The organism is Ancylobacter vacuolatus (genome assembly GCF_030813595.1).
GTDB lineage: Bacteria > Pseudomonadota > Alphaproteobacteria > Rhizobiales > Xanthobacteraceae > Ancylobacter > Ancylobacter vacuolatus.
Window position 1 is genome coordinate 37647 of record NZ_JAUSUH010000009.1, and the last position, 26770, is coordinate 64416.

General features: G+C 67.8%; 23 protein-coding genes. 9 read left to right on the forward strand and 14 right to left on the reverse strand.

Features of this window, described 5'->3' with window-relative positions; genetic code table 11:
* Nucleotides 1-21: 21 nt before the first annotated feature.
* From J2S76_RS17395 to J2S76_RS17425, 7 genes are all read right to left on the reverse strand, one after another.
* Nucleotides 22-1317, reverse strand: a complete 1296-nt coding sequence (locus tag J2S76_RS17395; protein WP_307062410.1) for an acetoin dehydrogenase dihydrolipoyllysine-residue acetyltransferase subunit — start codon at nucleotides 1315-1317, stop codon at nucleotides 22-24.
* A gap of 29 nt (nucleotides 1318-1346) precedes the next feature.
* Nucleotides 1347-2321: an alpha-ketoacid dehydrogenase subunit beta gene (locus J2S76_RS17400; protein WP_307062412.1), complete on the reverse strand. Its 975-nt coding sequence runs from the start codon at nucleotides 2319-2321 to the stop codon at nucleotides 1347-1349.
* A gap of 1 nt (nucleotide 2322) precedes the next feature.
* Nucleotides 2323-3303, reverse strand: coding sequence for a thiamine pyrophosphate-dependent dehydrogenase E1 component subunit alpha (locus J2S76_RS17405; RefSeq protein WP_307062414.1), 981 nt, complete (start codon nucleotides 3301-3303; stop codon nucleotides 2323-2325).
* Between the two features lie 97 nt (nucleotides 3304-3400).
* Nucleotides 3401-4297 carry an ornithine cyclodeaminase family protein gene (locus J2S76_RS17410; protein WP_307062415.1) on the reverse strand — a complete coding sequence of 299 codons (897 nt, stop codon included), beginning with the start codon at nucleotides 4295-4297 and terminating at the stop codon, nucleotides 3401-3403.
* Nucleotides 4298-4305: 8 nt separating this feature from the next.
* The gene (locus tag J2S76_RS17415; protein WP_307062418.1) at nucleotides 4306-5553 is read right to left on the reverse strand and encodes an NAD(P)/FAD-dependent oxidoreductase; all 1248 of its coding nucleotides are present in this window, start codon (nucleotides 5551-5553) and stop codon (nucleotides 4306-4308) included.
* Nucleotides 5554-5590: 37 nt separating this feature from the next.
* Entirely contained in the window at nucleotides 5591-6343 is a 753-nt protein-coding gene (locus J2S76_RS17420) for an SDR family oxidoreductase (RefSeq protein WP_307062420.1), read from the reverse strand.
* A 226-nt stretch (nucleotides 6344-6569) separates the two neighbouring features.
* Complete coding sequence (locus J2S76_RS17425; RefSeq protein ID WP_307062422.1) at nucleotides 6570-7250, reverse strand: GntR family transcriptional regulator; 681 nt, start codon at nucleotides 7248-7250, stop codon at nucleotides 6570-6572.
* A gap of 250 nt (nucleotides 7251-7500) precedes the next feature.
* Between J2S76_RS17425 and J2S76_RS17430 the strand changes: the two genes are divergently transcribed.
* From J2S76_RS17430 to J2S76_RS17445, 4 genes are all read left to right on the forward strand, one after another.
* A complete protein-coding gene (locus J2S76_RS17430; protein WP_307062424.1) occupies nucleotides 7501-8289 on the forward strand; it encodes an aspartate/glutamate racemase family protein in 789 nt (262 codons plus the stop codon).
* 38 nt (nucleotides 8290-8327) lie between these two features.
* On the forward strand, nucleotides 8328-9650 hold the full coding sequence (locus J2S76_RS17435) for an NAD(P)/FAD-dependent oxidoreductase (RefSeq protein WP_307062426.1): 1323 nt from the start codon (nucleotides 8328-8330) through the stop codon (nucleotides 9648-9650).
* A gap of 85 nt (nucleotides 9651-9735) precedes the next feature.
* Entirely contained in the window at nucleotides 9736-11781 is a 2046-nt protein-coding gene (locus J2S76_RS17440; RefSeq protein ID WP_307062428.1) for an oxidoreductase, read from the forward strand.
* A 14-nt stretch (nucleotides 11782-11795) separates the two neighbouring features.
* Nucleotides 11796-12338, forward strand: a complete 543-nt coding sequence (locus J2S76_RS17445; RefSeq protein ID WP_307062430.1) for a hypothetical protein — start codon at nucleotides 11796-11798, stop codon at nucleotides 12336-12338.
* Nucleotides 12339-12349: 11 nt separating this feature from the next.
* On the opposite strand, the gene J2S76_RS17450 is transcribed toward J2S76_RS17445, so the two are convergent.
* Together J2S76_RS17450 and proC are read right to left on the reverse strand one after the other, a co-directional pair.
* The gene (locus tag J2S76_RS17450) at nucleotides 12350-13273 is read right to left on the reverse strand and encodes a DMT family transporter (protein ID WP_307062432.1); all 924 of its coding nucleotides are present in this window, start codon (nucleotides 13271-13273) and stop codon (nucleotides 12350-12352) included.
* 37 nt (nucleotides 13274-13310) lie between these two features.
* Nucleotides 13311-14147: a pyrroline-5-carboxylate reductase gene (gene proC, locus J2S76_RS17455; protein ID WP_307062434.1), complete on the reverse strand. Its 837-nt coding sequence runs from the start codon at nucleotides 14145-14147 to the stop codon at nucleotides 13311-13313.
* A gap of 363 nt (nucleotides 14148-14510) precedes the next feature.
* Here proC and J2S76_RS17460 point away from each other — a divergent pair, with 363 nt between their 5' ends.
* The gene (locus tag J2S76_RS17460; RefSeq protein WP_307062436.1) at nucleotides 14511-15668 is read left to right on the forward strand and encodes an efflux RND transporter periplasmic adaptor subunit; all 1158 of its coding nucleotides are present in this window, start codon (nucleotides 14511-14513) and stop codon (nucleotides 15666-15668) included.
* Between the two features lie 25 nt (nucleotides 15669-15693).
* A complete protein-coding gene (locus J2S76_RS17465; protein ID WP_307062439.1) occupies nucleotides 15694-18852 on the forward strand; it encodes an efflux RND transporter permease subunit in 3159 nt (1052 codons plus the stop codon).
* 33 nt (nucleotides 18853-18885) lie between these two features.
* Here J2S76_RS17465 and J2S76_RS17470 read toward each other — a convergent pair whose 3' ends face one another.
* The 5 genes from J2S76_RS17470 to J2S76_RS17490 all read right to left on the reverse strand — a co-directional run bounded on the left by J2S76_RS17470 (nucleotide 18886) and on the right by J2S76_RS17490 (nucleotide 22418).
* Entirely contained in the window at nucleotides 18886-20043 is a 1158-nt protein-coding gene (locus J2S76_RS17470; protein ID WP_307062441.1) for an MFS transporter, read from the reverse strand.
* Nucleotides 20040-21374, reverse strand: a complete 1335-nt coding sequence (locus tag J2S76_RS17475) for a protease (protein WP_307062442.1) — start codon at nucleotides 21372-21374, stop codon at nucleotides 20040-20042. Before J2S76_RS17475 ends, J2S76_RS17470 begins: the two co-directional genes overlap by 4 nt.
* A 133-nt stretch (nucleotides 21375-21507) precedes the next feature.
* The gene (locus tag J2S76_RS17480; RefSeq protein ID WP_307062444.1) at nucleotides 21508-21657 is read right to left on the reverse strand and encodes a hypothetical protein; all 150 of its coding nucleotides are present in this window, start codon (nucleotides 21655-21657) and stop codon (nucleotides 21508-21510) included.
* A 27-nt stretch (nucleotides 21658-21684) separates the two neighbouring features.
* Complete coding sequence (locus J2S76_RS17485) at nucleotides 21685-22041, reverse strand: hypothetical protein (protein WP_307062446.1); 357 nt, start codon at nucleotides 22039-22041, stop codon at nucleotides 21685-21687.
* Nucleotides 22038-22418 (reverse strand): LLM class oxidoreductase, encoded by a 381-nt coding sequence (locus tag J2S76_RS17490; protein WP_307062450.1) that lies wholly within the window; start codon nucleotides 22416-22418, stop codon nucleotides 22038-22040. The genes J2S76_RS17485 and J2S76_RS17490 overlap by 4 nt, the downstream gene beginning before the upstream one ends.
* 254 nt (nucleotides 22419-22672) lie before the next feature.
* Here J2S76_RS17490 and J2S76_RS17495 point away from each other — a divergent pair, with 254 nt between their 5' ends.
* The 3 genes from J2S76_RS17495 to J2S76_RS17505 are packed head-to-tail and all read left to right on the forward strand — an operon-like array spanning nucleotide 22673 to nucleotide 26765.
* A complete protein-coding gene (locus J2S76_RS17495) occupies nucleotides 22673-24052 on the forward strand; it encodes a c-type cytochrome (protein WP_307062451.1) in 1380 nt (459 codons plus the stop codon).
* Nucleotides 24049-24540: a (2Fe-2S)-binding protein gene (locus J2S76_RS17500; RefSeq protein ID WP_307062453.1), complete on the forward strand. Its 492-nt coding sequence runs from the start codon at nucleotides 24049-24051 to the stop codon at nucleotides 24538-24540. Before J2S76_RS17495 ends, J2S76_RS17500 begins: the two co-directional genes overlap by 4 nt.
* The gene (locus J2S76_RS17505) at nucleotides 24540-26765 is read left to right on the forward strand and encodes a xanthine dehydrogenase family protein molybdopterin-binding subunit (RefSeq protein WP_307062455.1); all 2226 of its coding nucleotides are present in this window, start codon (nucleotides 24540-24542) and stop codon (nucleotides 26763-26765) included. The genes J2S76_RS17500 and J2S76_RS17505 overlap by 1 nt, the downstream gene beginning before the upstream one ends.
* Nucleotides 26766-26770: the final 5 nt, after the last annotated feature.

Consider the following 26770-nt stretch of genomic DNA (forward strand, 5'->3'; position numbering starts at 1 on the left):
GTCGCCCTCCCCCGCTCCGGTTCAGCCGGCGCAGCGGGCATTTTGCAGGATCAACCGCGCCACCGTCGCCGGGGCCTCGACATGAGGCATGTGGCCGACATTTGGCAGTAGATGGATGGCCGCTTCGGGGCCGGCGCCCAGGGCGTGGCGCATCGGGATGATGCGGTCGCCTTCGCCCCAGATGATCTTCTGCGGCACGGCCACACGGCGCAGCGCCGCGCGCATCTCCCCCGCCTGTGTGCCGTTCGGGAACAGCCTGCCGGCGAGAACGGCCTGCGCCTGCCGCAGGTCGTCGCCGCGCGCCTTCAGCGTTGCCTGGACATAGCCGAGCGAGACGATGGAGGTATCTGAAAACAGTCGCATCAGCCAGGGCTTCAGGCTTTCCGCCTGGGTGGCGCGGCAGAAGCCGTCGAGGAAATCCCCGTCGATCTCCGGGCCCAGCCCCGCTGGCGCGATGAGCGTGAGCGAGCGCACGTTCACGCGGCCGGTTTCCGCGAGCGCAATGGCGACGCCGCCGCCGAGTGAATGGCCAACGAGATGGCACTCCTCGATGCCGGCCTCAGCGAGCGCCTGCGCCACGACGGCGGCGAGGTCTTCGAAGCTGCCGGCGCCAGCATCCGCCGGCGAGCGGCCGTGGCCGGGCAGGTCCACCAGCACGGCGGCATGATCGGCACCGAGCGTCGCGACCAGAGGCTGCCAGGAAAACCCATCGGCACCGAAGCCGTGCAGGAACACGAAGGGCGTGCCGGTGCCGCTGCCGCGCCGGGTGAGGTTGACCCCACTGGCGGTCGACGTCGGCGCGGCGGCGCGCACCGGCGCAGCGGCGGGCGCCGGGTGCGCGTGGGTGAAGGCGTCGACGTCGCGCAGCTTGATCCGGCCCGAGGGGCTGGAGGGAGCGATCGCCGAAAGGTCGATCCCGCGGCGCGCGGCGATGCGCCGGGCCAGCGGCGAGGCGGTGATCCGTGCCGGCCCGGAGGCGGCAACGGGGGACGCCACGGGAAGGGCGGAAGGCGCGGCGGGCGCCGTCGGCGCGGTAGCGACAGGCGTGTTAGCCTTGGCCGCCGGCGCGCTCTCCGCCGTTCCATCGCGAATGGTGCCGAGCACGGTTCCGATCGCCACTTCCTCGCCGATCTGTGCCCGGATCTCCGTGAGAATGCCGGAAGTGGGGGCCTCGATCTCGGTGGCCGCCTTGGCCGTCTCGACGGTGACGACGAGTTCGCCCGCCGTGACGCTGTCGCCGGGCTTCTTATGCCAGGACACCACGACGACGGATTCCATATATTCGCCGCCAGCGCCGACGACGGTGATATCGGTCAAGACCCTCTCCTCCCCTTCACGACCGCCGCTCACTTCAGCGTGGCGCGCGCGGCATCGGCGATGCGCGCGGCGTTCGGCAGAACCGAGAGTTCCAGCGGTTCGGCATAGGGCACCGGCATGTCGGGCAGGGTCACCCGGGCCACCGGTGCGTCGAGATCGTCGAAGGCGAAGTCCATGATGGTGGCGGAAAGCTCGGCGGCATAACCGCAGAATCGCCAGCCCTCATTGACCACGACGGCGTGGTGGGTCTTGGCAATGGAGGCGGTGATGGCGTCGAGATCGAGCGGGCGCAGGGTGCGCAGGTCGATCACCTCGGCGGAAATGCCGTCCTGCGCAAGGAGTTCGGCCGCCTTCTGGCTCTCCAGCACCATGCGCGAGGTGGCGAAGATCGACACATCCGTGCCCTCCCGCACCGTCTTCGCCTTGCCGATCGGCACCAGAAGCTCGGGATCGTCGGACACCTCGTCGCGCAGATTGTAGAGCAGCTTGTGTTCGAGGAAGACCACAGGCTGGCTGTCGCGGATGGCGGATTTCAACAGGCCCTTGGCGTCGGCCGGCGTCACCGGCGCCACCACCTTGATGCCTGGAATATGGGCGACGAGGGAATCGAGGCTCTTGGAATGCTGCGCCCCCGCCCCCGCGCCGCCGCCGCCCTGCGTCCGCAGGACGAAGGGCATGGTCACGTTCTGCCAGAGATATTCGTAGATCGAGGCCTGATTGATCAGTGCGTCGAGCACGAGGGGCATGAAGTCGGCATACATGATTTCCAGCACCGGGCGGGTGCCGGTCATCGAGGCGGTGACCGCCATGGCGGCCAGGGCCTGTTCGGAAATCGGCGTGTCGCGCACCCGGCTTTCGCCGAATTCGTCCATCAGCCCCTTGGTAACCTTGAACACGCCGCCATAGCGGCCAATGTCCTCGCCGAACAGGAACACGCTGGGGTCACGCTGCATTTCCTCGCGCAGCGCCTGATTCAGCGCTTCGGCATATCGCATCATCGCCATGTCAGACGGCCTCCGGCGCGGTGGCGTAGGGGGAGCTCCGGGTGAAGAGCTCGAAGGTCGGCAGCGGGGCAGCGAGGGCTTCCTCGACGGCAGCGTCGACCTCGGCGACGGCGCCGGCCTCGATCTGGTCGAGCCGCTCGGTGCTGACGGAATCGGCCAGGGCCCCGCGGCTCACCTGGATCGGGTCGCGCCGGTTCCAGTCGGCGAGGTCGGCATCGCTCTGGTAGCCGCCCATGTCGGAGGTAGAAAAACCCTGCATGCGGTAGGTCTTAGCCTCGATCAGGGTCGGCCCCTCGCCCCGGCGGGCGCGCTCGACGGCGGTCGCCACGGCGCGGTACATCGCCACCGTGTCATTGCCGTCGACAATCTCCGCCGGCATCGCGTAGCCGGCGGCGCGGAGGCTGAGATCAGCCACCGGCGACTGGACAGTGTGGTGGACGGTCAGGCCAAACTGGTTGTGTTCGAGGATGAAGACCACCGGCAGCTTCCACAGCCCGGCCATGTTCATCGATTCATGGCAGATGCCGGTCTGGGCGGCGCCGTCGCCGAAGAAGCACATGGCGACATCGGCCGTGCCGCGCACCTGGATCGACAGCGCCATGCCGGTGGCGGCCGGGATAGAGCCGCCGACGATGGCATTGCCGCCGATCATGCCCTTGTCCCTGTCGCCGATCAGCATATGCCCGGCGCGCCCGCCGCAGGTGCCGGTGGCGCGGCCGAGGATCTCGGCGGTCACGCCGCGAATATCGACGCCCTTGCCGATGTAATGGGCATGGCCGCGATGGGTGGAGGTGACGAAGTCGCTCGCGCCAAGCACGGCGGTGGCGCCGATGCCGACGGCTTCCTGGCCGTCGCAGCGGTGGATCGGCCCGCGCGTCTTGCCGGCCTTGTGCAGCTCGCCGAGCCGCTCCTCCAGCCGGCGCACGACGACCATCTTGCGATGCATCTCAAGCTGTTCGTCGAGGGAAGGCGAATTCTTCATTTGCGAACCTCCGATGCCGATCGGGCATCGTTACACGATATATGTTGTAACATAATTGGCGCCAAGTCGACGCCCTTGCACAGCTTTGTCGCCATATTCAGCCGCCGAGCGCAGAGAGAACGAGGCTGGCCGCGAAAGCGTCCTCTGTGGCGATGCCGACCGAGATGAAGACGGTGGTCTTTGTCACATCCACCTCAGCTGTCCCGGCGAGCACCTCGCCGAGTTCGGCGTGGATGGTGGCGCCGGAGAGGAGGATGTTGCCGGATTCCTGGCTCGCCGCGTCCCGCGATTCCACCAGGACGAGGTTCTTCATCACCGCGTCGTCCAGTTCGCGCCCGTCAAGCCCGTTCCAGCCGACCGCGCTGACATGGGCGCCGGGCTTGAGCCATTCCCCCTTCACGACAGGCTCGCGGGCCGAGGTGGTGGTGGCGACCACGTCGGCGCCGCGCACCGCGTCCTCGGCACGGGTATAGGCCGTGGCGCCGATCTCGGCGGCGAAGGCCTGCGCCTTCGCGACATCGCGGGCCCAGACGCGAACCTCGTCGAAGTCGCGCACGCGGCGCATCGTCTCGAAATGGCCACGCGCCTGGATGCCGTTGCCGATGATGGTGAGGACTTTCGCGTCCGGGGCGGCGAGCCGGCGCGCCGCCATGGCCGAGACGGCGGAGGTCCGCATCTGGGTAATGTAGGTGCCGTCCAGAACCGCCTTGGGGAGGCCGGTCCAGCGATCGAACACCACCACCACCGCATTGTGGCTCGGCAGGCCCCGGTCATGATTGCCGGGATAGTTGCCGACCAGCTTGACCGCGAACACATCAGTCACCGCCGGCATCAGGCACATGTCGCCCCCGGCTTCCTCGTCGATCACCCGCATCCGCACCGGCTGGAGCGAGGCGCCGGTGGAGAAGGCAATGAGCGCCTTCTCCATGGCGTCGATCAGCGCATCGATGTCGAGCACGGAGGCGATCTGGTCTCGGTCGTAATAGGGGAGCATCGCGTCCTCTAGAAACGGGCGGGCGAGAAGGGGGTGATGTCGATCGCCGGCGTGCGGCCGGCGGCGATGTCGGCGACGATGGCGCCGGTGACGCAGCCGCTCGACATGCCGACATGCTGGTGGCCGAAGGCCAGGATGATGTTCGCCGTGCGGGCGGAACGCCCGATCACCGGCAGCGCGTCGGGCATGGAGGGGCGGAAGCCCATCCAATTCGATGACGGGTTTTCGGTGATGCCGGGCAGGAAGCGCTTGGCGGTGCGGTCGAGATAGGCGTGGCAGGCCGGGTTTGGCGGCTTGTCGAGGCCGGCCAGCTCAACCATTCCCGCGCAGCGCAGGCCCGCGGTCATCGGCGTCATGGCGAAGCCCGCCGTGGCGCTGGAGCAGGTGCGGCTGATGATGCCGGCCTGCCCGCCGAACATGATGTGGTAGCCGCGCTCGGTCTCAAGCGGCAGCTTCTCGACGGCACCGCCGAACAGGCGACGCGCCTGCGCGCCGGCGGCGAGGACCGCCTGATCGTAGACACTTTCCTGCGTACCGGCGACGCGGATCCGGCCATCGGCGCGAGCCTCCAGCGTGCCCACCTCATCGCGCAGGAAGCGCCCGCCCTGGGCGCAGAAATGCTTTACCAGCGTGGCGCACACATCGACCGTGCTGAGATAGTGCAGGGCCGAATGGAAATACAACGCCCGGACGAAGACCGGCGCCAGATTGGGCTCCAGCCGGCGGATTTGCGCCGCGTCGATCTCCTCGACATCGTCGGCGAGCCGCTTGTAGAGCGCGACTTCGCCGGCGCTGGCGCGGTAGGCGGCCTCGCTCTCATAGAGATGGAGATAGCCACCGCCGCGCATCAGGCGGTCCGCCCCGCTCTCGCGGAACAGCGGCAGCGCGTAGTCGAGATTGCGCGACAGCAGCGCGTGCATCGCCTGCGCGATGCGCGTCACTTCCGTCGGGGTGCAGTGGGAGAGGAACGACAAGAGCCACGGCAGCATGCGCGGCGCATAGCCCCAATCGATGCTCAGCGGCGAGCCGGAGGCGAACAGCAGCGGCAGCAGCCGCCGGGGAATGGACGGGCTGTTGATCGGCACGAAGGCATGCGGCGCCAGCGCCGCCGCATTACCGAAGGTCGCGCCATGGCCGGGCTCGTCCCGGTCAATCAGGGTGACGGCGAACCCCGCCCTCTGCAGGTAGAGGGCGGAGGAAATGCCGACGATGCCCGCGCCGATGACGGCTATGTTCTGCTCACCCGGTGCCGGCATTGGAGCCTCCGCTCGCGCTCTACGGATCCGCCGCCGCTCACTTGCCCAGCTGGCGGTTGTACATCCGGGTTCCACCGACGACCTGATGGGTCGGCACCACCTCGATCTGCGAGACGCACACATGCGGGGGCGTGCCGAGCACATATTCGATGGCGTCGGCGATGTCGGTGGCCTGCAGGCACTCATAGGGGTCGTAGAGCAGGGCGTCGGACTTGGAATGGTCGCCGTCGAACATCTCGGCATGCATGCCGGTGCGGACGCGGCCGGGGCGGATCTCGGTGACCCGCACATCGGTGCCGAACAGTTCCATCCGCAGATTGGCGCTCATATTGTGCACCGCGCCCTTGGAGGCGCTGTACATCGGCTGGCCGGCGGAAGGATAGGGGCCGGCGAGCGAGCCGAAATTAACGATATGGCCACGATTGCGCTCCACCATGCCCGGCACGGTGGCCGAGAGCGCGTTGTGGATGCCCATCACATTGACATCGAGAATGCGCTGGGCCGAGGCGGTGGGCACCGAATAGAGCGTACCCGTCACACCAAGCACGCCGGCGGCGTTGATGAGGATGTCGATCTGCTGGCCGGAGAAGGTGCTCGCCATCGCCTCCGAATCCGTCACATCCATGAACACGGTCTCGACCTCGGGAAGGCCCTTGAGCGCGTCGAGCTTCGCCTGGTCGTTCGACAGCGCGATGGTGTGGACGCCATGGCGGGCCAGCATGCGGACCATAGCGGAGCCCAGGCCACCGCTGCCGCCCGTGACCAGAGCGCGCATTCCCTTCTCAAGCATGGAGACCATCCCCTTCACGTGATCTGACGTGAAGGGATGTTATTTGTTATATCAACACGACGTCAAGCGGCATTACGGGGAATGCGCGCGAGCGCCGATGCGCCCTTCGAGGGCGGCGCCAAGACCGTGTGAACACGAAATATCAGCGGCGACGCGGGCGCGCCGGCCCCTTGAGCATGGCGACGCCGCGCGGGTGATTCCGTCGCCCACCCGCCCCCGCCCGGCCTCACTCCTCCTCGCGCACGGCGCGATAGAAGGCCTGCGAGGAATACTCGATGTCGTGCGCGATGGCGTCGGCGATTGCCTGCGGGTTGCCCTCGCGGACCGCGCGGATGATGGCGATATGGTTGAGAATACCGTCATCGGTGTTGGAAAAGGCGGGGTAGATGGTCTTGATATAGGACCCCGTGCGCAGCCAGCAGCTCTCGATCATTTTCACCAGAAGCGGCATCTTCGACGCCTCGTAAATGGTGAAATGGAAAATCCAGTTCAGCTCGGTCAGCAACGTGTAGTTTTTTTCGCGGTTTGCTTCGATAAGCCGGTCGTTGATGGAGCTGATCTCGATGATGTCGTCGCGCGTGATGTTGGGCGCGGCCTCGCGGGCAGCGAGACTTTCAAGCGAGCAGCGGATCTTGACCAGCTCCCGTATATTCTCTTCATCGAGACGGGGAATGTAGATCGAGCCGTTGCTACCGAGCTCCAATACGCCTTCCGCCGCCAGATTGAACAGGGCCTCGCGCGCCGGGGTGAGGCTGACGCCGAGCGAGCCGGCCACTGCGCGCAGGGTCAGCTTCTCTCCCGGCTTGAACAGGCCGGCCATGATCGCATGCCGAAGCTGGTCGCGTACGCGCACGCCGAGCGTCTCGGTGCGCTGGAAGGGAGAGAAGTTCGAGAGAGCTTCAACCATCGGTACGTCCCCGGCCAATTTCTTCGTTTGTTATGATATGCATCACGCGCGTCAAGCTCATAACCTTTGCTGCGGGGTCGTTTGAGGCGGGGCCGCGCCCTTCCTGTTTCAACGCACGCTCACTGTTGCAAAACTTTTATAACATATTACACTTCGCACCAGTCGATGCCAAGGTGGCTGCGACGCCAAGGTACCGCGATGCCAAGGCGGTCGCCTCTCGGCTGTTGGTCCACACGAAGGATCTGGTTGCGTGAAACTGTGCTGGATACATCCCACCACCGCCAATGACGCCCTCGCCCCCCTCTGGCAGAAGCTGGACGCGGCGGTGCGGCCGGCGCTGCACCCGAGCACCGAGCTGGAGTTCCGCTTCCTGCCGAAGAGCGGCAATTTCGTCCGCTCCGCCTATGCCGAACATATCAATTCGGTGCACATCGTCGAGGCAGCGCTGAAGGCGGAGGCGGACGGCTTCGACGGCATTTTCCTCGGCTGCTGGAACGACCCGCTCTGGGAAGCCCGCGAGGTGCTCTCGGTGCCGGTCGGCTCGGTCAGCGAACAGTCCATGCTGGCGGCCCTCGCCATGGGCAAGCGGCTCGCGGTCGTCACCGTCTCGCAGAAGACCACGGTCGCGATCGAGAATGACCTGCTGGCCTATGGCCTGCGCGACCGCGCGATCGTGCGTCCGGTCCGCACCATCCTGCCGGAATCCGACGCGGAACTGCTGCTCGGCGCGGTTTCCGATCCCTATGCGGCCTTCATCCCGCGCGTCGAGGAAGTGGCGAAGGCGTGCATCGCCGACGGGGCGGATGTCATCCTCATCGGCTGTGCCTATTACGGGCCGCTGCTGCGCATGGCCGGCTACACGGAAGTGCCGGGCACCGGCGTGCCGGTGGTGGATTCCTCCACCGTCGCGCTCAAATATCTCGAAGCCATGACCGACATCGCGATGAAGCTCGGCACGGTGAAGAGCACGCGCCTCCAGCTGCGCGCTCCGCCGCGCGAGGCGCTCGACCAGGCGCGGCGCAGCCTCTCGCTGATCTGAACCCCACCACATCAACGTCCGAAAACAGGGGCCGTCCCATGTCGCTGGCCAGTCCGATCGACAGCAAACTCGAAGGCGTCGTCTGGAAGCGGACGTTGAAGGAGCCCGTGCTCTCCTACCCGACCCTTGCCGGCGAGGAGTGCGCCGACATCGTGGTGGTCGGCGCCGGGTTCTGCGGCCTCAACGCCGCCCTCGCTGCCGCCAAGGCGGGACAGAAGGTGATCCTGCTTGAGGCCGGCATCGTCGGCAGCGGCGCCTCGGGGCGCAATGGCGGCTACAATGTTCCCCAGTTCCCCGGCGGCATCACGCCCGGCGTGGTCGAGGCGGCGATCGGCACGAAGAAGGGACAGGCGCTTTCCGAGCTGGTGCTGGGCGGCGCGGATGCGGTGTTCCGGCAGATCGAGCGCTACCAGATCAACTGCTCGGCGGTGCAGCATGGCTGGGTGCAGCCGGCACATTCCGAAGCTTCCCTCGCCAAGGTGAAGAAGGTCTTTGAGGCCTGGAAGGCCTGGGGCGCGGATGTGACCTGGCTTTCAGCGGCCGATCTCTCCGCCCGCCTCGGGGCGGCCGGCTATGTCGCCGGCTGGTTCAACCCCACGGGCGGCACGGTCAACCCCTATGGCCTGACCATCGGCCTCGGCCGCGTGGCGGTGCAGGAAGGCGTTCGCATCTTCGAGAAGAGCCCGGTCGACGGCATCGAGGAAGGCCCCGGCGGCGTCACCGTCAAGGCCGGTGTCGGCCGGGTTCGGGCGAAGCGTGTCATCGTCGCCACCAATGCCTATACCGGCGATTTCCTCCCGCAGGTGCAGCGCGCGACGCTGCCGGTGTATCTCTACCACGCCGCCACCCGCCCGCTGCGGGCGGAGCTGCGGGCTTCGATCCTGCCGGGCGGGGAGTGCTTCACCGATTTGCGCAAGTCCGGCGGCTTCGGCCGGTTGGACGATGCCGGGCGGCTCATCTCCGGCGGCGCTGTGTTCGCCTTCGGCGACAAGCAGGCCTATGGCATCGCCCATGCGAGGAAGCGCATGCGCCAGCTCTTCCCCCAGCTCACCGAGGCGGATGCCGCGTTCGAGGATTACTGGGAGGGCTACTGCGCCATCACCGAGAGCTACCTTCCGCATGTGCAGCGCCTGGGCAAGGAGGTGTTCGCGGTGGTGGGCTTCTCCACCCGCGGCGTCAATCTGGCGCAGAATCTCGGCCGGGTGGTCGGCGAGTTCGCCGCCGGCACGCGCAGCCTCGACGATGTGCCGGTCGCGGTCATCGACGAGCGGCGCGACGTGCCACTCTGGGCGCTGAAGGTGCGCGCCGCGCGCCTCGTTTTCCCGCTTTACCAAGCCAAGGACCGGCTCGGCCTGAGCTGAGGCGGCCCTTTCCACCCCGTGCCGTTTGCGCCCGGGAGCGTGGACGGTGGCGGGGATTTCGACTTCCGGCCCATCGGAGCGCACCATGGCGGCCTATGATGTCCTGTTTCAGCCGTTGCAGATCCGTAACCTGACGATCCGCAACCGCTTTCTCTCCACCAGCCATGAGCCCGGCTATGTCCTGGCCGGCGATATCACCGACCGCTACATCGCCTATCAGGCCGAGAAGGCCAAGGGCGGCATCGGCTTGACGCAGTTCGGCGGGGCGACCGCCGTCTCGGCCGAGAACTCGTTCTATTACGGCCAGATCAACGGCTCGGTGGACAAGGTCATCCCGCAGTTTCGCAGGATGTCGGCCGCGATCCACCAGCATGGCGCCCATTGCACGGTGCAGCTGACCCATGGCGGACGGCGCGAGCGCTGGGACCTCACCAACTGGCTGCCCACCTTCTCACCCTCGCCACTGCGCGAGATCATCCACGGCACCTTCCCGGCGACGATGGAAGATCACGACATAAGGCGCACCATCGAGAACTATGTCGCGGCGGCGACGCGGGTGCGCGAGGGCGATGTCGACGGGGTGGAGATTTCCTGCCAGGCCGGCACGCTGATCGAGCAGTTCTGGTCGCCAGCGATGAACCACCGCACCGACGGCTATGGTGGCCCGCTCGCCAACCGCATGCGGTTCGGCCTCGAGATCCTCGAAGCGGTGCGCCGGCGCCTGGGCGACGATTATGTCATTGGCATCCGCATGCCGGGCGACGAGATGCTGAAGGGCGGCCTGACGCAGGAGGATTGCCTTACCATCGCCTCCACCTATGCCGGCTCAGGTCTGATCGACTTCATCTCGGTGGTCGGCGGCCAGGCCTCCGACTACAAATCGGAAGCGCGCATCTGGCCGACCATGTGGGTGCCCTCCGCCGCCTGGCTGCCGCTCGCCAAGGCGATCCGCGACGAGGTGCAGGGCAAGGTCAAGATCTTCCACGCCACCCGCATCACCGACGCCGCCACCGCCGAGCACGCGTTGAAGAGCGGGGCGGTGGACATGGTCGGCATGACCCGCGTCTTCATCGCCGACCCGCATTACGCCAACAAGCTGAAGGCGGGCGAGGAGGAGAACATCCGCCCCTGCGTCGGCGTCGGCTATTGCGTCGACCGCGCCATTCGCGGCATCGACGCGCTCTGCGCCCACAATGTCGCGACCTCGCGCGAGGCGACGATCCCACAAAACGTGGCGCCCGCCGCGGTGAAGAAGAAGGTGGTGATCGTCGGCGGCGGCCCGGCCGGCATGGAGGCGGCCCGGGTGAGCGCGCGGCGCGGCCATGAGGTGGTGCTGTTCGAGGCGGGAGAACAGCTCGGCGGCCAGCTTCTGCTGGCCGCACGGGCCACCTGGCGGCGCGAGATTTCCGGCATCACCGCGTGGCTCGCCCGCCAGATGGAGATCCTGAACGTCGATGTGCGGCTCAACACCTATGCCGAGGCTGAGGACGTGCTGGCGCAGGCGCCGGACGCGGTGATCATCGCCACGGGCGGCCTGCCCAATCTCGGCCGGTTCGAGGGCGTGGAACTCGCGGTTTCCGCCTGGGACGTGCTCTCCGGCCAGACGGCGGTCTCCGGCTCGGTGCTGATCGCGGACGAGAACGGCACCGCCTCGGTCGCCTCCACGGCGGAATTTGCCGCCGCCAAGGGCGCGCGCGTGCACATCGTCACGCCGGACCGGGAATTCGGCCGCGAGATCGGCGGCACCAATCTCGGCGCCCACATGACCGAGCTCTACAAGCACGACGTGGCGATCGAGACCGATACCCGCCTCGTCGCGCTTCGCCGCGCGGGCAATGGGCTGATTGCCACGCTGGAGAACACCTATAGCGAGAAGCGCCGCGAGATCGCGGTCGATCTGGTGATCGGCGACAATGGCACGCTGCCCAATGACGACGTCTACACCGCGCTGAAGCCGCTCTCGCGCAATCTCGGCGAGGTGGACCTGCGGGCGCTCGCCGATGCGCGCGAGCAGACGCTCGTCAGCAATAGCGAGGGCCGCTTCGTGCTCTACAAGGTCGGCGACGCCTGGTCCTCGCGCAATCTCCACGCCGCCATGCTCGACGCGGCGCGGCTGACCCATCCCCTGTGAGACGAGGCCCGGCGATGACCCAGACATTGATCCATGGCGACATCACCTACCGGGTGATCGCGCTTGAGCACTGCCTGCCGCTGGTCGACGGCTTCATCGCCGCCGGCACGAAATGGCATTCGCACGTTCTCTCGCCCGGCTGCACCTTCAACCCCTATGACGGGCTCTACGCCATCGTGGTCGAGGATGATGGCGCGCATGTCGCCTATATCGCCCCATCGGAGGGGTTTCCGGAGGTCGACAAGACCTTCGTGAAGATGCTGCATGGCGACGACATTCTCGACGAGGGCGCGGCACGGGCGGCCGATCCTGCCGAGGTGGCCGGCTCGGCGCTGCTGGCGCGGGTGCGCGCGATCGACGCGCAGGGCGTGCACTGGCACCACCACATGAACTTCCCCGCCTGCGCCCTCAACCCGCATCGCGGCCATTGGGCGATCACGGTGGAGAGCGAGGTGGGCACCTTCTCCGAGAGCTATGACGACGAGCCCAAGGCGGTTCTGCGCGAGATCGAGGTGATCTATTTCCGCAACCTCGCCGCCCGCAGCGCCGGGGAGTGAGGCGGCACCGGTCAGGGAAAGTCCTTTATCAGCGCGTCCGCCCGCATCCGCCGGCGCGAACGCGATTCGCTGTAGAGCAGGAACAGGCCCGCCGCGGTGATGATGGCGGCGCCCAGCAGGGTGCGCTCATTCGGCACGTCGCCGAACACCAGCAGGCCGAAGCCGATGCCCCATAGCAGCAGCGAATATTGGAACGGGGCGAGCACGCTGACCGGGGTGAGCTTGACCGAGCGGCTGATCATGAGATGCGCCAGGCAAGCGACGATGCCAAGCAGCAGCAACAGGCCGACATCGACGACACTCGGCGGCGTCCACTGAAAGGCGGCGAACACCCCGCCGCCGACAAGCGCGCCCAGCGCCTGCAGCGTGGCCAGGGCAGTGTCGCTGGTCTTCACCAGCACCTTGTTCATCATCAGGGCGCCGGCATAGCAGAAGCTGCCGGCGAGCGCGTAGAGGATGCCCGGCGAGTACACCGTGACGGACGGGCCGAGCGCGATCACCACGCCGGCAAACCCGGCGAGAATGGCCAGCCAGCGGCGCCAGCCGACCCCGCCTCCCGGCAGGAAGCTGGACATGGCGGCGACATAGATCGGGCCGGCCATGTAGAAGGTGAAGACATCGGCCAGCGGGAGATAGGCGACAGCGGCGTAGAACAGGGCGGTATCGCCCGTCGCCACGCCGACCCGCACGAGCTGCAGCCAGGGGCGATCGATCCGCCCGACGCTGCGCCCCGCCCACAGCATGGGCCCCAGCACCAGGAAGGCGCCGATGGAGCGGATCGCCAAGACCTGGCTGACCGCGAAGGTGCCGACCAGGATCTTCCCCATGGTGTCGTTGAGGGCGAAGAAGAAATTGCCCAGCACCATGAAGATGATGCCGATCCAGAACGCGTGGGCGTTGGCGGGGCTTATCAGGCGGTTGAACAGGGACAGCATGGACCGCCAGGGGGCGAGGGGTCGAGGGAGGAGAGAGCTACACCGGCCCTTGGCCGCCGCCAAGCTCCGCCGAGCGGCGACGCGCGGCACCGACGGCGCGGGCGATGACCGGGTCCATGCCGGAAGGCCCCATCAGCTCGGCAAGCGCGGCAGCGGTCGTGCCGTTGGGGCTGGTGACCTGCCGGCGCAGGGTTGCCGGATCGGTGTCGCCCTCGCGGGCCAACCGGCCGGCACCATAGACCGTCTGCAGCGCCAGCTCGCGGGCGAGATCGCCGGGCAGGCCTTCGGCAATGCCGGCGCGCTCCAGGCAATCGATGACGTGGAAGACATAGGCCGGGCCGGAGCCCGAAACCGCGGTGACGGCGTCCATCAAGGCCTCGTCCTCGATGAAACGGACGCGCCCGGTGGCGCAGAGCAGGCGCTGGGCCAGCGCGCGCTGGGCCGGCGAGGTCTGGCCATTCGCCACGCAGACCATCATGCCGGCGCCAATGGCGGCCGGTGTATTGGGCATGCAGCGGATGAGCGAGGCGCGAGCTCCAACAGCCGCTTCCATGCGCCCCAGCCCCACGCCCGCCGCCACGGAAATGACCAGCGCTCCGCTCTCCGCGAAGCGCCTGACCTCAGGCAGAACGGTGTCCATCTGCTGTGGCTTCACCGCCAGCACCACGACATCGGGTGTGGGCAGGGTGGAAATAGCGGGCAATTCGGCCGAGGTCGTCGCACCGGCCGATGCGGCGCGGTCGCGCAGCGTCGCGGACGGCTCGACCACCTGCACGCCGATCGCCTCCGCGCCGGTCAGCCAGCCGGCGGCCAGGGCGTAGCCCATATTGCCGCAGCCAATGAGAAGGACATGAACCTTCGCTCGTGCTGTCACGCCAGCCTCCGCCACACATCATCTTGATATTTGTTATAACATTTGGTCGCCAGTGGCGAGGTGTATTTTGCCGGAGTGAGACGGCGGGACGGGCGGACCGACATCGCCAAGCCTGGCGCGCCCCATGCGGCTGGTGCCGCCACGCCCTGCCAGGTCCGTCGCCACGCGCATCGCGTCGCGACGACGAATCATTCTTGGGGACACTACGGATGTCATTGTAATACCGCATAGGGGAGATGAGTCGGATATCGTATGCGGCCTGGCCGGCATCTGCCGATGCGTGCGGCTGCGGAAGGATCTGCTTGGATGGAACAGGGATGTGCCCCTTCGTGCCGGTGGGCCCGCCTGCTGGGCGGCACCGCCATGGCCCTCCTGCTCGTCGGCTGCAACGAGCCGAACACCTTCGCCGCGCCCCCGCCGGCCAAGGTCACGGTCGCGACGCCGACCCAGGCGCCAGTGACGCTCTATGCCGAGTTCACCGGCAAGACCGCCCCCTCGCTGGAGGTGAATCTCGACGCGCGCGTCCAAGGCTATCTCACCCGCCTCGGCTATCGCGACGGCGAGGCGGTGCGCAAGGACCAGGTGCTGTTCGAGATCGAGCCGGACCAGTACCGCGACCAGGTGGCGCTGCAGGAGGCGGAACTCACCATCGCCCAGGCCAAGGCGGCCAATGCGCAGACCGAATTCGACCGCCAGTCCGACCTCGGCCAGAAGCAGGTGTCGAGCCAGCGCAGCGTCGACGACGCCCGCGCCACGCTCGACGCCGCCAAGGGGCAGGTGGCGGCGGACGAGGCCAGCCTCGCCCTCGCGCGGCTGACGCTGAGCTACACCACGATCCGCGCGCCCTTTGACGGGGTGGTGACGCGCCATCTTGTCGATGTCGGATCGCTGGTCGGCTCCTCCGGCCCAACCAAGCTGGCCAGCATCCTTCGGGTCGATCCGCTGCATGTCTATTTCAACATGAGCGAGCAGCAGCAGATCGCCATGCGCGATGCGCTGGCGGCGCAGGGCAAGACGCTGCGCGATGTCCGCGAGAGCCGGGTCGAGCCGCCGGTCGACATCGCCCTCGCCGGGGATGCGACCTACACCTATGCCGGCCGGATCGACTACATCGCCCCGCAGCTCGATGGCGCCACCGGCACGCTGCAAATGCGCGCCACGCTGCACAACAAGGATGTGGAGCTGATCCCGGGCCAGTTCGTGCGGGTGCGGGTGCCGATCGGCAAGATCGAGACGGCGCTGCTCGTCGACGACACGGCGGTTCAGGCCAACCAGGCCGGCAGCTATGTGATGGTCGTCGGCACCGACAATCTGGTGGAGCAGCGCGCCGTCACCACCGGCCCGGTCGAGGGACAGCTGCGCGTCATCACCAAGGGCCTGAACGCCGACGACAAGGTCGTCATCGGTGCGCTCCAGCGTGCCGTTTCCGGCAAGAGCGTGACGCCAATTGCCGGCGCCATGGCCGCTCTCCCGCAGGCCTCTCCTGCATCGACGACCGCGAGTGCCCCGAAGGCTCCCTGACACCCGGCAGTTCCGAGGCGGACCCATGCTTTCGCGCTTCTTCATCGAACGGCCGGTGCTCTCCAACACGCTGGCCCTGCTCATCGTGCTGCTGGGCGCCTTGTCGCTCACCAGCCTTCCCGTCTCGCAATATCCCGATGTGGTGCCGCCCACCGTCTCGGTGACCGCGACCTATCCCGGCGCCAGCGCGCGCACAGTGATGGACACGGTGGCGCTGCCGATCGAGCAGCAGGTCAACGGCGTCGAGGGCATGATCTACATGCAGTCGACCAGCGGCAATGACGGCTCCTATTCGTTGGTCATCACCTTCGACATCGGCACCGACCCCGATATGGCGCAGGTGCTGGTGCAGAACCGCGTCTCGCTCGCCACCGCGCAGCTGCCGAGCGCGGTCTCGACCCAGGGACTGAACGTCCAGAAGAAGTCGACCTCGATCCTGCAATTCGTGAATCTCTATTCCCAGGACGGGCGCTACGACAATCTGTTCCTCGCCAACTACGCCTCGATCAGCCTGGAGAACGAGCTGGCGCGGCTGCCGGGCGTGGGCTCCGTCACCGTGCTCGGCTCCGGCAGCTACGCCATGCGGATCTGGCTCGACCCTGAGCGGTTGCAGACCTATGGCCTGACGCCGGCGGATGTTTCCGCCGCCATCCAGCAGCAGAGCACGCAGGTCACGGCCGGCATGGTCGGTGCGCCGCCGACGCCGGCCGCGGTGAATTTCCAGTATGTCATCAACGTCACCGGCCGCTTCAGCGAGGCGAAGGACTTCGAGAATATCGTCGTCAAGGTGGCGGATGAGGGCGGCGGCCGGATCGTGCGCGTGGGCGATATCGGGCGCGTCGAACTCGGCGCCGCCACCTATGGGCACACCGCGACGCTGGACGGCAAGCCCTCCGCCGCGATCGCCATCTCGCAGCTCACCGGCGCCAATGCCCTCACCGTGGCGGACGAGGTGAACGCCAAGATGGCCGAGCTCGCCGCCGCCTTCCCGGCGGGGCTGGAGTACAAGGTCTCGTTCGACAGCACCAAATTCGTCACTGCCTCGGTGGACGAGGTCTATGAGACGCTGGTCATCGCCGCGCTGCTGGTGCTCGCGGTCATTCTCATCTTCCTGCAGGACTGGCGGGCGATGCTGGTGCCGGCGACCACGGTGCCGGTCACCATCGTCGGCGCCTTCGCCGCCATGTACCTGCTCGGCTACACCATCAACACCACCAGCCTGTTCGCCCTGGTTCTGGCGATCGGCATCGTGGTGGACGACGCCATCGTCATCGTCGAGGGCGTGTCGCGCCACATGGAGGCCGGCCTGTCGAGCCGCGAGGCCTCGATCAAGGCGATGTCGGAACTCACAGGCCCGATCATCGGCATCACGCTGGTGCTGATGGCGGTGTTCCTGCCGGCGGCGATGATGTCCGGCCTCACCGGCAAGATGTACCAGCAGTTCGCGCTGGTCATCGCCGCCACGGCGCTCATCTCGGCGGTCAACGCGATGACGCTGAAGCCGACCCAGTGCGCGCTCTGGCTGCGCCCGGCGACGCCGCCCGCCCAGCGCAACCTCCTCTACCGCGCTTTCAACGCCGGCTATGGAGGCGTCGAGACGCTCTATGTCGCACTGGTGCGCCGCCTCGTGCGCTTTGCCGTGCTGACCAGCCTTGTCGGGCTCGGCCTCATCGGCCTTGCCTTCTACGGCCTGTCGCAGGTGCCGACCGCCTTCCTGCCGAGCGAGGACCAGGGCTATTTCATCGTCAGCCTGAACCTGCCGGACTCCGCCTCCGCCGCCCGCACCGAGGCGGTGGTGGCCAGCGCGGTCGAGAAGATCCGCTCGCTCGATGGCATCGACAGCGTGATCGGCGTCTCCGGCATTTCCCCGCTCGACAACAACGCCACGCTCTACAACACCGGCATGCTCTATGTGGTGCTGAAGGACTGGAGCGAGCGCAAGACCACCGCGCTCAGCGCCACCAGCATCGGCGGCAAGGCGCGCGCGGCCCTCGACGATCTCGGCACCGCCGAGGCGATGGTGATGATGCCGCCGCCGATACAGGGCATCGGCAACTCCTCTGGCTTCGCCATGATGGTGGAGATGAAGGAGGGCGGCTCGGACTTCTCCGCCCTGCAGAACGCCGCCAATGACGTCGTCGAGGCCGCCGCCACCCAGACCAGCCTGTCCCATGTCGCGACCAATTTCCGCGGCAAGGTCAAGCAGCTGCGGCTGGAGGTGGACCGGGTGAAGGCGGAGACCTACGGGCTCACCGTCAGCCAGGTGTTCTCGGCGCTGGAGGCCTATGTCGGCTCGTCCTATGTCAACCAGTTCACGCGGTTCAACACCGTGTTCCAGGTCTATGTGCAGGCGGACGCGCCGTTCCGCCTGCAGCCGGGCGACATCCTCAATCTCAAGGTAAAGGGCGCCAATGGCGAGATGGTCGCGCTCGGCCAGGTCGCGCGCTTCGTCGACGAGGTCGGCCCGCCGCTGATCACCCTGTACAATCTCTACCCGGCGGCACAGATCACCGGCAGCCCGGCCACGGGCTTCAGTTCCGGCCAGGCGATGACGCTGATGGACCAGGTCGCCGCCTACTCCCTGCCCCCCTCCATGGGCACGGCATGGACCGGCATGTCCTATCAGGAACGTCTGGTCGGCAACCAGATCTACTTCGTCTTCGCCGTGGCGCTGGTGCTGGTCTATTTCGTGCTGTCCGGCCAGTATGAAAGCTGGCTGCAACCGCTGGCGGTCATCCTCGCCGTCCCGCTCACGCTGCTCGGCACCGTGGCGGCGCTGGAGATCACCGGCCTGCCGAATGACCTCTACACCCAGATCGGCATCGTGCTGCTCATCGCGCTGGCGGCCAAGAACGCCATCCTCATCGTGGAATATGCCCGCGAGAAGCGAATGGCGGGAATGGACATCGGCGAGGCCGCCATCGAGGCGGCGCGCCTGCGCTTCCGGCCGATCCTGATGACGTCCTTCGCCTTCATCTTCGGCATGCTGCCGCTGGTGTTCGCCTCCGGGGCGGGCGCCGGCGCGCGCGTGTCGCTCGGCATCGCCGTGGTGAGCGGCATGCTGGCGTCCACCGGGCTCGCGGTGCTGTTCGTCCCGGCCTTCTTCACCGTGCTGGAACGGCTGCGGGGCAAGCCCGTCACCCAGGGCGCCGGAGAGGCGCACAGGGCGATAGGGAACACCTAGACTGGCACGCGTCTTCGCTGCCGCCCTTGCGGCCTAGTGGCTGCCCCGGCCGTTCAGCGTCACGAACAGCGCGAAGGCGCCGCAGGTGGCGGCGGCGAAGAAGGCGAGGCCGTGCAGGGTGGTGTCCATGGCGAGGCCCGCCAGAAGCGGCCCGAGCAGCGCGCCGAGGCCCCACATCAGCCCCATGGCGGCATAGATGCCGATCAGCTCCGCCCCCTTGAAGCGGCTGCCGACCAGCGTGAGCATGATGGTGTAGATGCCGACAAAGGCGCCGCCCCAGAAGAACAGCAGCGTGTAGGTGGCGATCTCGTTCTGCAGCGCCAGCGGCCACGCCAGCGCCCCCAGCATCGAGGCCACCGCCAGCGCGACCACCAGCTTCACCCGGTCCACCTTGTCGCCGAGCCAGCCGATCGGCAGTTGCAGGAGGATGGCGCCGATCATCATGCAGGACATCAGCCGGGTGGCGCCGCTCTCTTCCCAGCCGAGATTGACGGCATAGATGGCGAGGAAGGAGAGGCCCGCGGTCTCGATCGCCGCGTTCAGCACGACGGCCGAGATCGCGACCGGCGCGAGCCGGATGAAGCGCAGCGGACTGCCCGTGGCCGGCTCGTCGAACACCGGCGCCTGCACCTTCGGCGAGGCGACAAAACCGGCGGCAAACAGCGCGATGCCGGCCCCGACGAGATAGGGGGTGGAGCCGCTGGAGCCCACCACGGACAGGATCAGCGGGCCGAGGGCAAACCCAACCGAGAGCGCGGCGGTATAGGCGGCCATGGCGCGGGCACGGGTCGCCTCCGTGCTGAGGCTGTTGGTCCAGGCCTCGGAGAGCACGAACAGGATCTCCGACGCCATGCCGAGCACCAGACGAAGCGGAAACCACAGCCAGATAAGCGGCATGGCGGGAAACGCGCTCAGCACCAGCGCCGCGAGCACCAGGGCGATGATGACCAGCCGGCGGATGCCGAAATAGGCGATGATCCGGGGCAGCAGCATGGCGGTGATGAGCACGCCGACCGCGTGCATGGCCGCATTGGCCCCGATCAGGGTCTCGCTGAGGCCGCGCGAGGTCAGGTCGAGCGCGATCAGCGCCGCGCTCAGGCTGTAGGTGAGGCCGAACATCATCGCGGTCGCGATGACGGCGCCACGCGAGAACAGGCCGGCGGGTTGCTCGGCGGAAGGCGTCGACGTCATATGGAGTTGGCCTTTCTGCCATCGACCGGGCGGGACCGACCCCACTTCAGAAAGCCAAGCAGGCGCATGCCCCAGGCCACTTCACCTTTTTCGACGATCCGCGCCAGCGTGCGGGCATAGTCGAGCACCAGCCCCGGGGTCCATGTCGCCGAATGCGCGCGGCTGCGGATCATCGAGGCCACCCATATGTCGGGATTGATCAGCAGCCCGAGGAGGCGCAGCCAGGGATAACGGCTCGACATCGACCCTTCGAGCGCGGCGTCGAGCGCCTGTGCCACCACCACCGAGCAGTTGCGGTTGGTGAGATTATACGTGTCGTCCTGTTTGTATCCGGCCCACAGCGCGCGCAGGCGGCGCGGGTTGTAGTTGTGGAACGCGACATTCGCGTCCGCCGGGCACCACCATTCGGACTCGTACTGGTAGGAGGGCTGGAAGCGGCCCTTCAGGTCGTTCTCGCCGCCGGCGCGCAGCGAGGCGATGAAGTCACCGCTGGAGCGCTCCACCTCGAGAGCGGGGTAATGGCTGATATAGAGATCGGGTGGCATCTCCAGCGCGGCATGGCCGGTCGAGATCACGCCATGGCCGTCCAGCGCCGCGATATAGCGATCGACCAGCAGCCGCCGCTCGGGGGCGTAGGCCGAGCCGACCGGCGTCCACACATGGACGATCATCGGCTGGGCCGGCGTCGTGCTCTCCCCGGTCTCGATCAGGATCGGCGCGTTGTCGTACCAGCCGCGCCCGGCGAAGATCGGCAAAGCGAGGATGCCCGCTTCGCTTTCCAGCGTGCGGAACATCAGGCCGATCCGCAGCATCAGCCACCCCGACACCGCCAGCAGAAGGCTGATGCAGAAGGGGATGTTGCGGGCATGGGGCATCGGCCATTCGGTGATGATGAGCAGCGCGATGCCGAGTTCGATGGCGCCGAACACCGCCATCATCCGCCAGCCGTGGAAGCGCACCACCAGCGCGGTCGCCATGCGGCAGAGCCCGTCGAGGACGAAGGCGAGGGCGAACAGGGCCGCGAGCGCCCATTCGGTCGGGATCGGCGGCTCAATGATGAGCAGCCCGACCAGCAGCAGCGCCGCGGCCTTCAGGAACAGCAGCGAGCGCATCGCGCCCCGCGCCCGTTCCATGAACACGAACAGCGCAATCAGCCCGTTTAGCACGAAGATCAGGCCGAGCACCTCCTGCATGGCGACCGTCACGCCGTCCGAGGCATCGATCGCCAGCAGAGCCGACAAGGTGAGAAACACGCCGCCGAGGAGGGCAATGACGTACCATCGCGCCCGGAACGATTCTGCGCCGATCAGAAGGAAGGAGAGCTTGAGCATTGATAAGTGTTGACCGAACCGCGGAGGCGCAAACTGCCATTTTGCAGCCGCGATGGAAAGCGGACGTTTCGGCGCGGCCGGGCGGCCCGGCCGAGGCCTGCCGTCGGAAGGTCTACCGTCAGAAGGCCTGCCCTCAAAAGGCGAGGAGAGTGTCGCGCAGATGGGCGTGCTCATAGGCCCGGCGCATCAGCCCGCGCTGCTGCAGCGCCGGCACCAGCCCATCGGTAATGGTGGCGATGGAGCGGCGGCTGTCGCCGCCGATCTCTTCCATGATCTCGCCCATCTGCGCGGCCGCGCTGTCCGGCGCTGCCTACCACGTCAACGCAATGGCCTGACCGTAATGGGCGACGATGGCCTCGCGCAGGGTCCGCCGGCCCGCCCGTACCAGAACGGCCCGCAGGGTGGACTGGGTGCCGTTGGTGGTGAGTTCGCCGACCGGCGCGTCGAGGTCGAACGGCGAGAAATCGATGTTGGTCGCCCAGCCGAGCCGGGCAAGGCGGGCGGGAATGCTCTCCGCCGTCTGGACCTTGCGCTGTTCGGCGAACCAGCGGGCCTGGTCCTCGGTCTCGGCGATGAGCGGCGAGAGCAGGAACAGCAATTTGCAGCTGTCGGGATCGCGCCCCATCGCCGCCATCTGCGCGCGCACCTCGTCGCGGTAGCGCTTCATGTTCTCGCCCCCCGAGGGCGCCGCGACGATGGCGTCGGCATGGCGGCGGCGAAAGCCCGCCCGGTGGAGGAACCACCCGCCTGGGCGATGATCGGCCGGCCCTCCGGGCAGGGTCCCGAGTTCAGCGGCCCGCGCGAGGCGTCGTATTTGCCGGCATAGTCAATGTTGTGGACCTTGGCGGGATCAACCAGCACGCCGCTGGCGCGGTCGTGGAGAATGGCGCCCGGCTCCCAGCAATCCCACAGGCGCTTGACGAGGGTGGCGTATTCCTCGGCCAGGACGTAGCGCTCGTCCTGGTCGGCCATGCCCTCCAGCCCGACATTCTGCCCGGGCGAGATCGACGAACAGATCTGTGCTCGTCCATTCGCGGCCGACATTTCCCGTCCAGGGCTCGCGCCAGGCCCAGGCGCTGGAGCCCTGGGATCGGCGCCGACCGCGCCCAGAGCCTCGCCAATATGGCCGATGGTGGTTCTTGCCTGCCCGACGCTGTCGCCGCGATAGGCCGCACACGCCATAGGCCTTGCCCGGCTCACGCGGAGGGCGATGATCGCCTGCACAACGGAGCGTGAAGTCGTTCCAAGGAACGATCGCCCCGCTCCACCATTGCCCCCGTACAGTCGGAAGGGGGCTCATGCGGATCCGGTTTCTCGCGTTGATTGCCGTTGCGCTGGCCGGAGCGGCCGGGGCGTTCGCTCTCGTCTGGCGGCCGGCGATGCCGGCGCAGGCCGAAGCACAGAGCTTCGACCCGGCGCTCATCGCCAAGGGGCGCGAACTGGCGGCCGTGGGCAATTGCATCGCCTGCCACACCGTGCCGGGGGGTGAAGCCTTCGCGGGCGGCCTCGCCATCCCCACTCCCTTCGGCACCATCCACTCGACCAACATCACCCCGGACCGGGAGACCGGCATTGGCGTCTGGTCGCTGGCGGCGTTCACGCGTTCGATGCGCGAGGGGGTCGATCGCGCGGGCAACCACCTCTATCCCGCCTTCCCCTATGACCATTATCGCCTGGTCAGCCACGCCGACAACGAGGCGCTCTACGCCTATCTGATGACGCGCACGCCGGTGCGTCAGGACGCTCTTCCCAACGACCTTGTCTTCCCGCTGGGGTTCCGCCCGCTCATCGCCGGCTGGAAGCTGCTTTTCCTCGAGCCCGCCGGCTTCATGCCCGATCCCGCGAAAAGCGACGAATGGAATCGCGGCGCCTATCTCGCCGAGGGGCTGGGCCATTGCGGCGGCTGCCACACCCCGCGCAACGGCCTCGGCGCGCAAATCGCCGACCAGCATTTCGATGGCGGGGAGGCGGAAGGCTGGCACGCCTACGCCATCAACGCCAACTCGCCGGCGCCGATCCCATGGGACCGCGACGCGCTGGCCTTCTATCTCCGCCATGGCTGGCACGAAGTGCACGGCGTCTCGCGTGGGCCGATGGCCGAGGTGACGGGCAATCTCGGGGGCCTGCCGGATTCCGATATCGAGGCGATCGCCGTCTATGTCGCTGATGTGATGGGTGAGCCCTCCCCTGAACGCCGGCAGCAGGCCGAGCGGCTACGCGAAGAAGTAGGCGGGCCGGAACGCACCGGCGGCGATGCCGACACCCTCGCTGTGCCGCCCGATGTGGCGGGCATGCCCGGTGCGGCACTCTACGCCGCGGCCTGCGCGACCTGCCATGAGAGCGGCCGGCCGCTGCCCTATGGTGGGCTCGATTTCCGCCTGAGCACGGCGGTCAATGCCGACAACCCGCAGAACATCGTCACCGTGACGCTGTTCGGCCTGCCGCCGGCCGATGGCGAGGCGAGTTCCGTCATGCCGGGCTTTGCCGGCGCGCTCGACGACCGACAGGTCGCCGACGTGCTGGCCTATATGCGCGCCCGCTTCTCCTCCGGCACGGCTTGGCCGGACGTGGCGGAGATGACGCGGCGCACCCGCAGCGGCGAGCACAAGGTCGTCGTCCGCCCCTCGGACGGTATCGAGCGGGCCCCCCTCAATGTCGGCGTGGAGGTCGGACCATGACAGTGAAGCTGAAGGTGAACGGGACCGTGCATGAGGTCGATGCCGATCCCGCCACGCCGCTGCTCTATGTGCTGCGCGAGGATCTGGAACTCAACGCGGCGAAATATGGCTGCGGCCTCGGCCAATGCGGTTCCTGCATGGTGCTGGTGGATGGCGAGGCGACGCTGTCCTGCGTCGTGCCGATCCTGGCTCTCGCCGAGCGGGAGATCACCACGCTGGAGAGCCTCGGCACGCAGGACGACCCGGCGCCGATCCAGAGCGCCTTCATCGAGCTGCAGGCGGCCCAGTGCGGCTACTGCATTCCCGGCATGATGATGAGCGCGCAGGCCCTGCTCCAGCGCAACGCGGCGCCGAGTGATCAGGAGATACGTGACGCGCTGCGCACCAATCTCTGCCGCTGCGGCACGCATATGAGGATCCTCGCCGCGATCCGGCGGGCGGGCGAGATGATGAGCGCGCAGGCGCCCGCGAACCGGAGGGCCGGCTGATGAACATCCCCACCAGCCGCCGCGGCTTCCTGCTCGGCTCGGGCGCGCTCATGGTCTCCTTCTCGCTGGGCGCTGAGGCGCAGGAGGGCGAGGTGCAGGCCGGCACGAACGCGCCGCAGCCCACCGTCACCGCGATCGACAGCGAGCGGCTCGATTCCTGGATTCGCATCGACGAAAACGGCGACATCACGGTTTTCACCGGCAAGGCGGAGCTGGGCCAGGGCATCCGCACCGCCCTTACCCAGGTCGCGGCCGAGGAACTGGAAGTGGAGCCGGGCGAGATCGAGCTGATCACGGCGGACACCGGGCGCACGCCCAATGAGGGCTTCACCGCCGGCAGCATGTCGATGCCCAATAGCGGCACCTCGATCCGCAACGCGGCAGCGCAGATGCGGCGCCTGCTGGTCGAGGCGGCCGCCCGGACGCTTGCGGTGGCACCGGAAAGCCTCACCCTGCAGGGCAAGAAAATCCGCTCCGGCGGCCGCTCCCTCTCCTATGGCGAGGTGGCGGCGGCGCTGAACCTTGAGGTTCCTCTCGCCGGTGATGCCGTGCTCAAGGCACCGGAGGCGCTGAAGGTGATCGGCCGCGATGTCCCGAGGGTCGACATTCCCGGCAAGGTCACTGGCGCTCCTGCCTATATCCAGGACATGCGGCTGCCCGGCATGCTGCATGCGCGCGTGGTGCGCCCGCCCGGCTATGGCGCGACGCTGGCCGAGGTCGACACGTCAGCGATCGAGGCGATGCCCGGCGTGGTTCGCGTGCTGCGCGACGCCGATTTCCTTGCCGTGATCACCGAGCGCGAGTTCCAGGCGGTCACGGCCATGCGGGCGCTGGCGCGGCTCGCGCGCTGGAATGCGGGCGCCGAATTGCCGGATCAGGCGGACATCCAGAACGTGCTGCGCGGCCTGGAGAGCGAGGTCGGCACCGTCGCCGAACAGGGCGACGCGAATCCCTCCGGCGACAAGGTGTTCGAGGCGCGCTTCACCCGTCCCTACCAGATGCACGGCTCGATCGGCCCCTCCTGCGGCATCGCCCGGCTGGAGCCGGACGGGACATTGACCGTCTGGTCGCACACGCAGGGTGTCTATCCCGACCGCGCCGCGATCGCTGAGATGCTCGGCCTGGAGCCGGGGCGCGTGCGCGTCATCCATGTCGAGGGCTCGGGCTGCTACGGCCATAATGGCGCCGACGACGCCGCCGCCGACGCCGCGCTCATCGCCTCCCGCCTGCCGCCGGGCCGGCCGGTGCGGGTGCAATGGATGCGCGAACAGGAGAATGCGTGGGAGCCGTTCGGACCGGCCATGTCGATCACGGTGCGCGGCGCGGTGAGGAACGGGCGGATCAGCGACTTCGCTTTCGATCTCTGGAGCAACATCCACACCACGCGCCCCGGCGGCGCGGGCGCGCTCCTCGCCGCCCGGCAGAAGTCCGATCCGGCGACGCCCAATGTGCCCCGGATTCAGATCAGCCCGTCCGGCAATGGCGACCGCAACGCCAACCCGCTCTACGCGATCCCCAACAAGCGCATCCTCTGGCACTTCATTCCCGAGATGCCGCTGCGGGTCTCGGCGATGCGGGCGCTCGGCGCCTATGCCAATGTGTTCGCGCTGGAAAGCGCCATGGACGAGCTGGCCCGGCTGGCTGAAGCCGATCCGGTCGCGTTCCGGCTCGGGCATCTGGAGGATGAGCGCGCCCGCGCGGTCGTGCAGATGGCGGCGGAGCGCTTCGGCTGGGAGACGGCCAAGCTCGGGCCGGGCCGCGGCAAGGGCTTCGCCTTCGCCCGCTACAAGAACCTCGCCGCCTATCTCGCGGTCGCGGTCGAGGTTGAGGTCGAGCGCGAGACCGGCCGCACCCGTCTGGTGCGCGCGGTCGCGGCGATCGACAGCGGGCAGGCCGTCAGCCCGAACGGAATCCGCAACCAGACCGAGGGCGGCATCCTGCAGGCGGCGAGCTGGACGCTCTACGAGGCGGTGACCTTCGATCGCCGGCAGATCACCAGCGTCGACTGGTCGAGCTATCCGATCCTGCGCTTCGCCAGCGTGCCTGACTCGGTCGACGTCCATGTCATCGATCGGCCGGGCGAGCCCTTCCTCGGCACCGGGGAGGCAGCGCAGGGGCCTGTCGCGGGCGCGATCGGCAATGCCGTCCGTGATGCCATCGGGTTGAGGCTGACGGATCTGCCCTTCACCCGGCAACGGGTGCTGGCCGCCCTCGCCGCCGGATAGGAGCG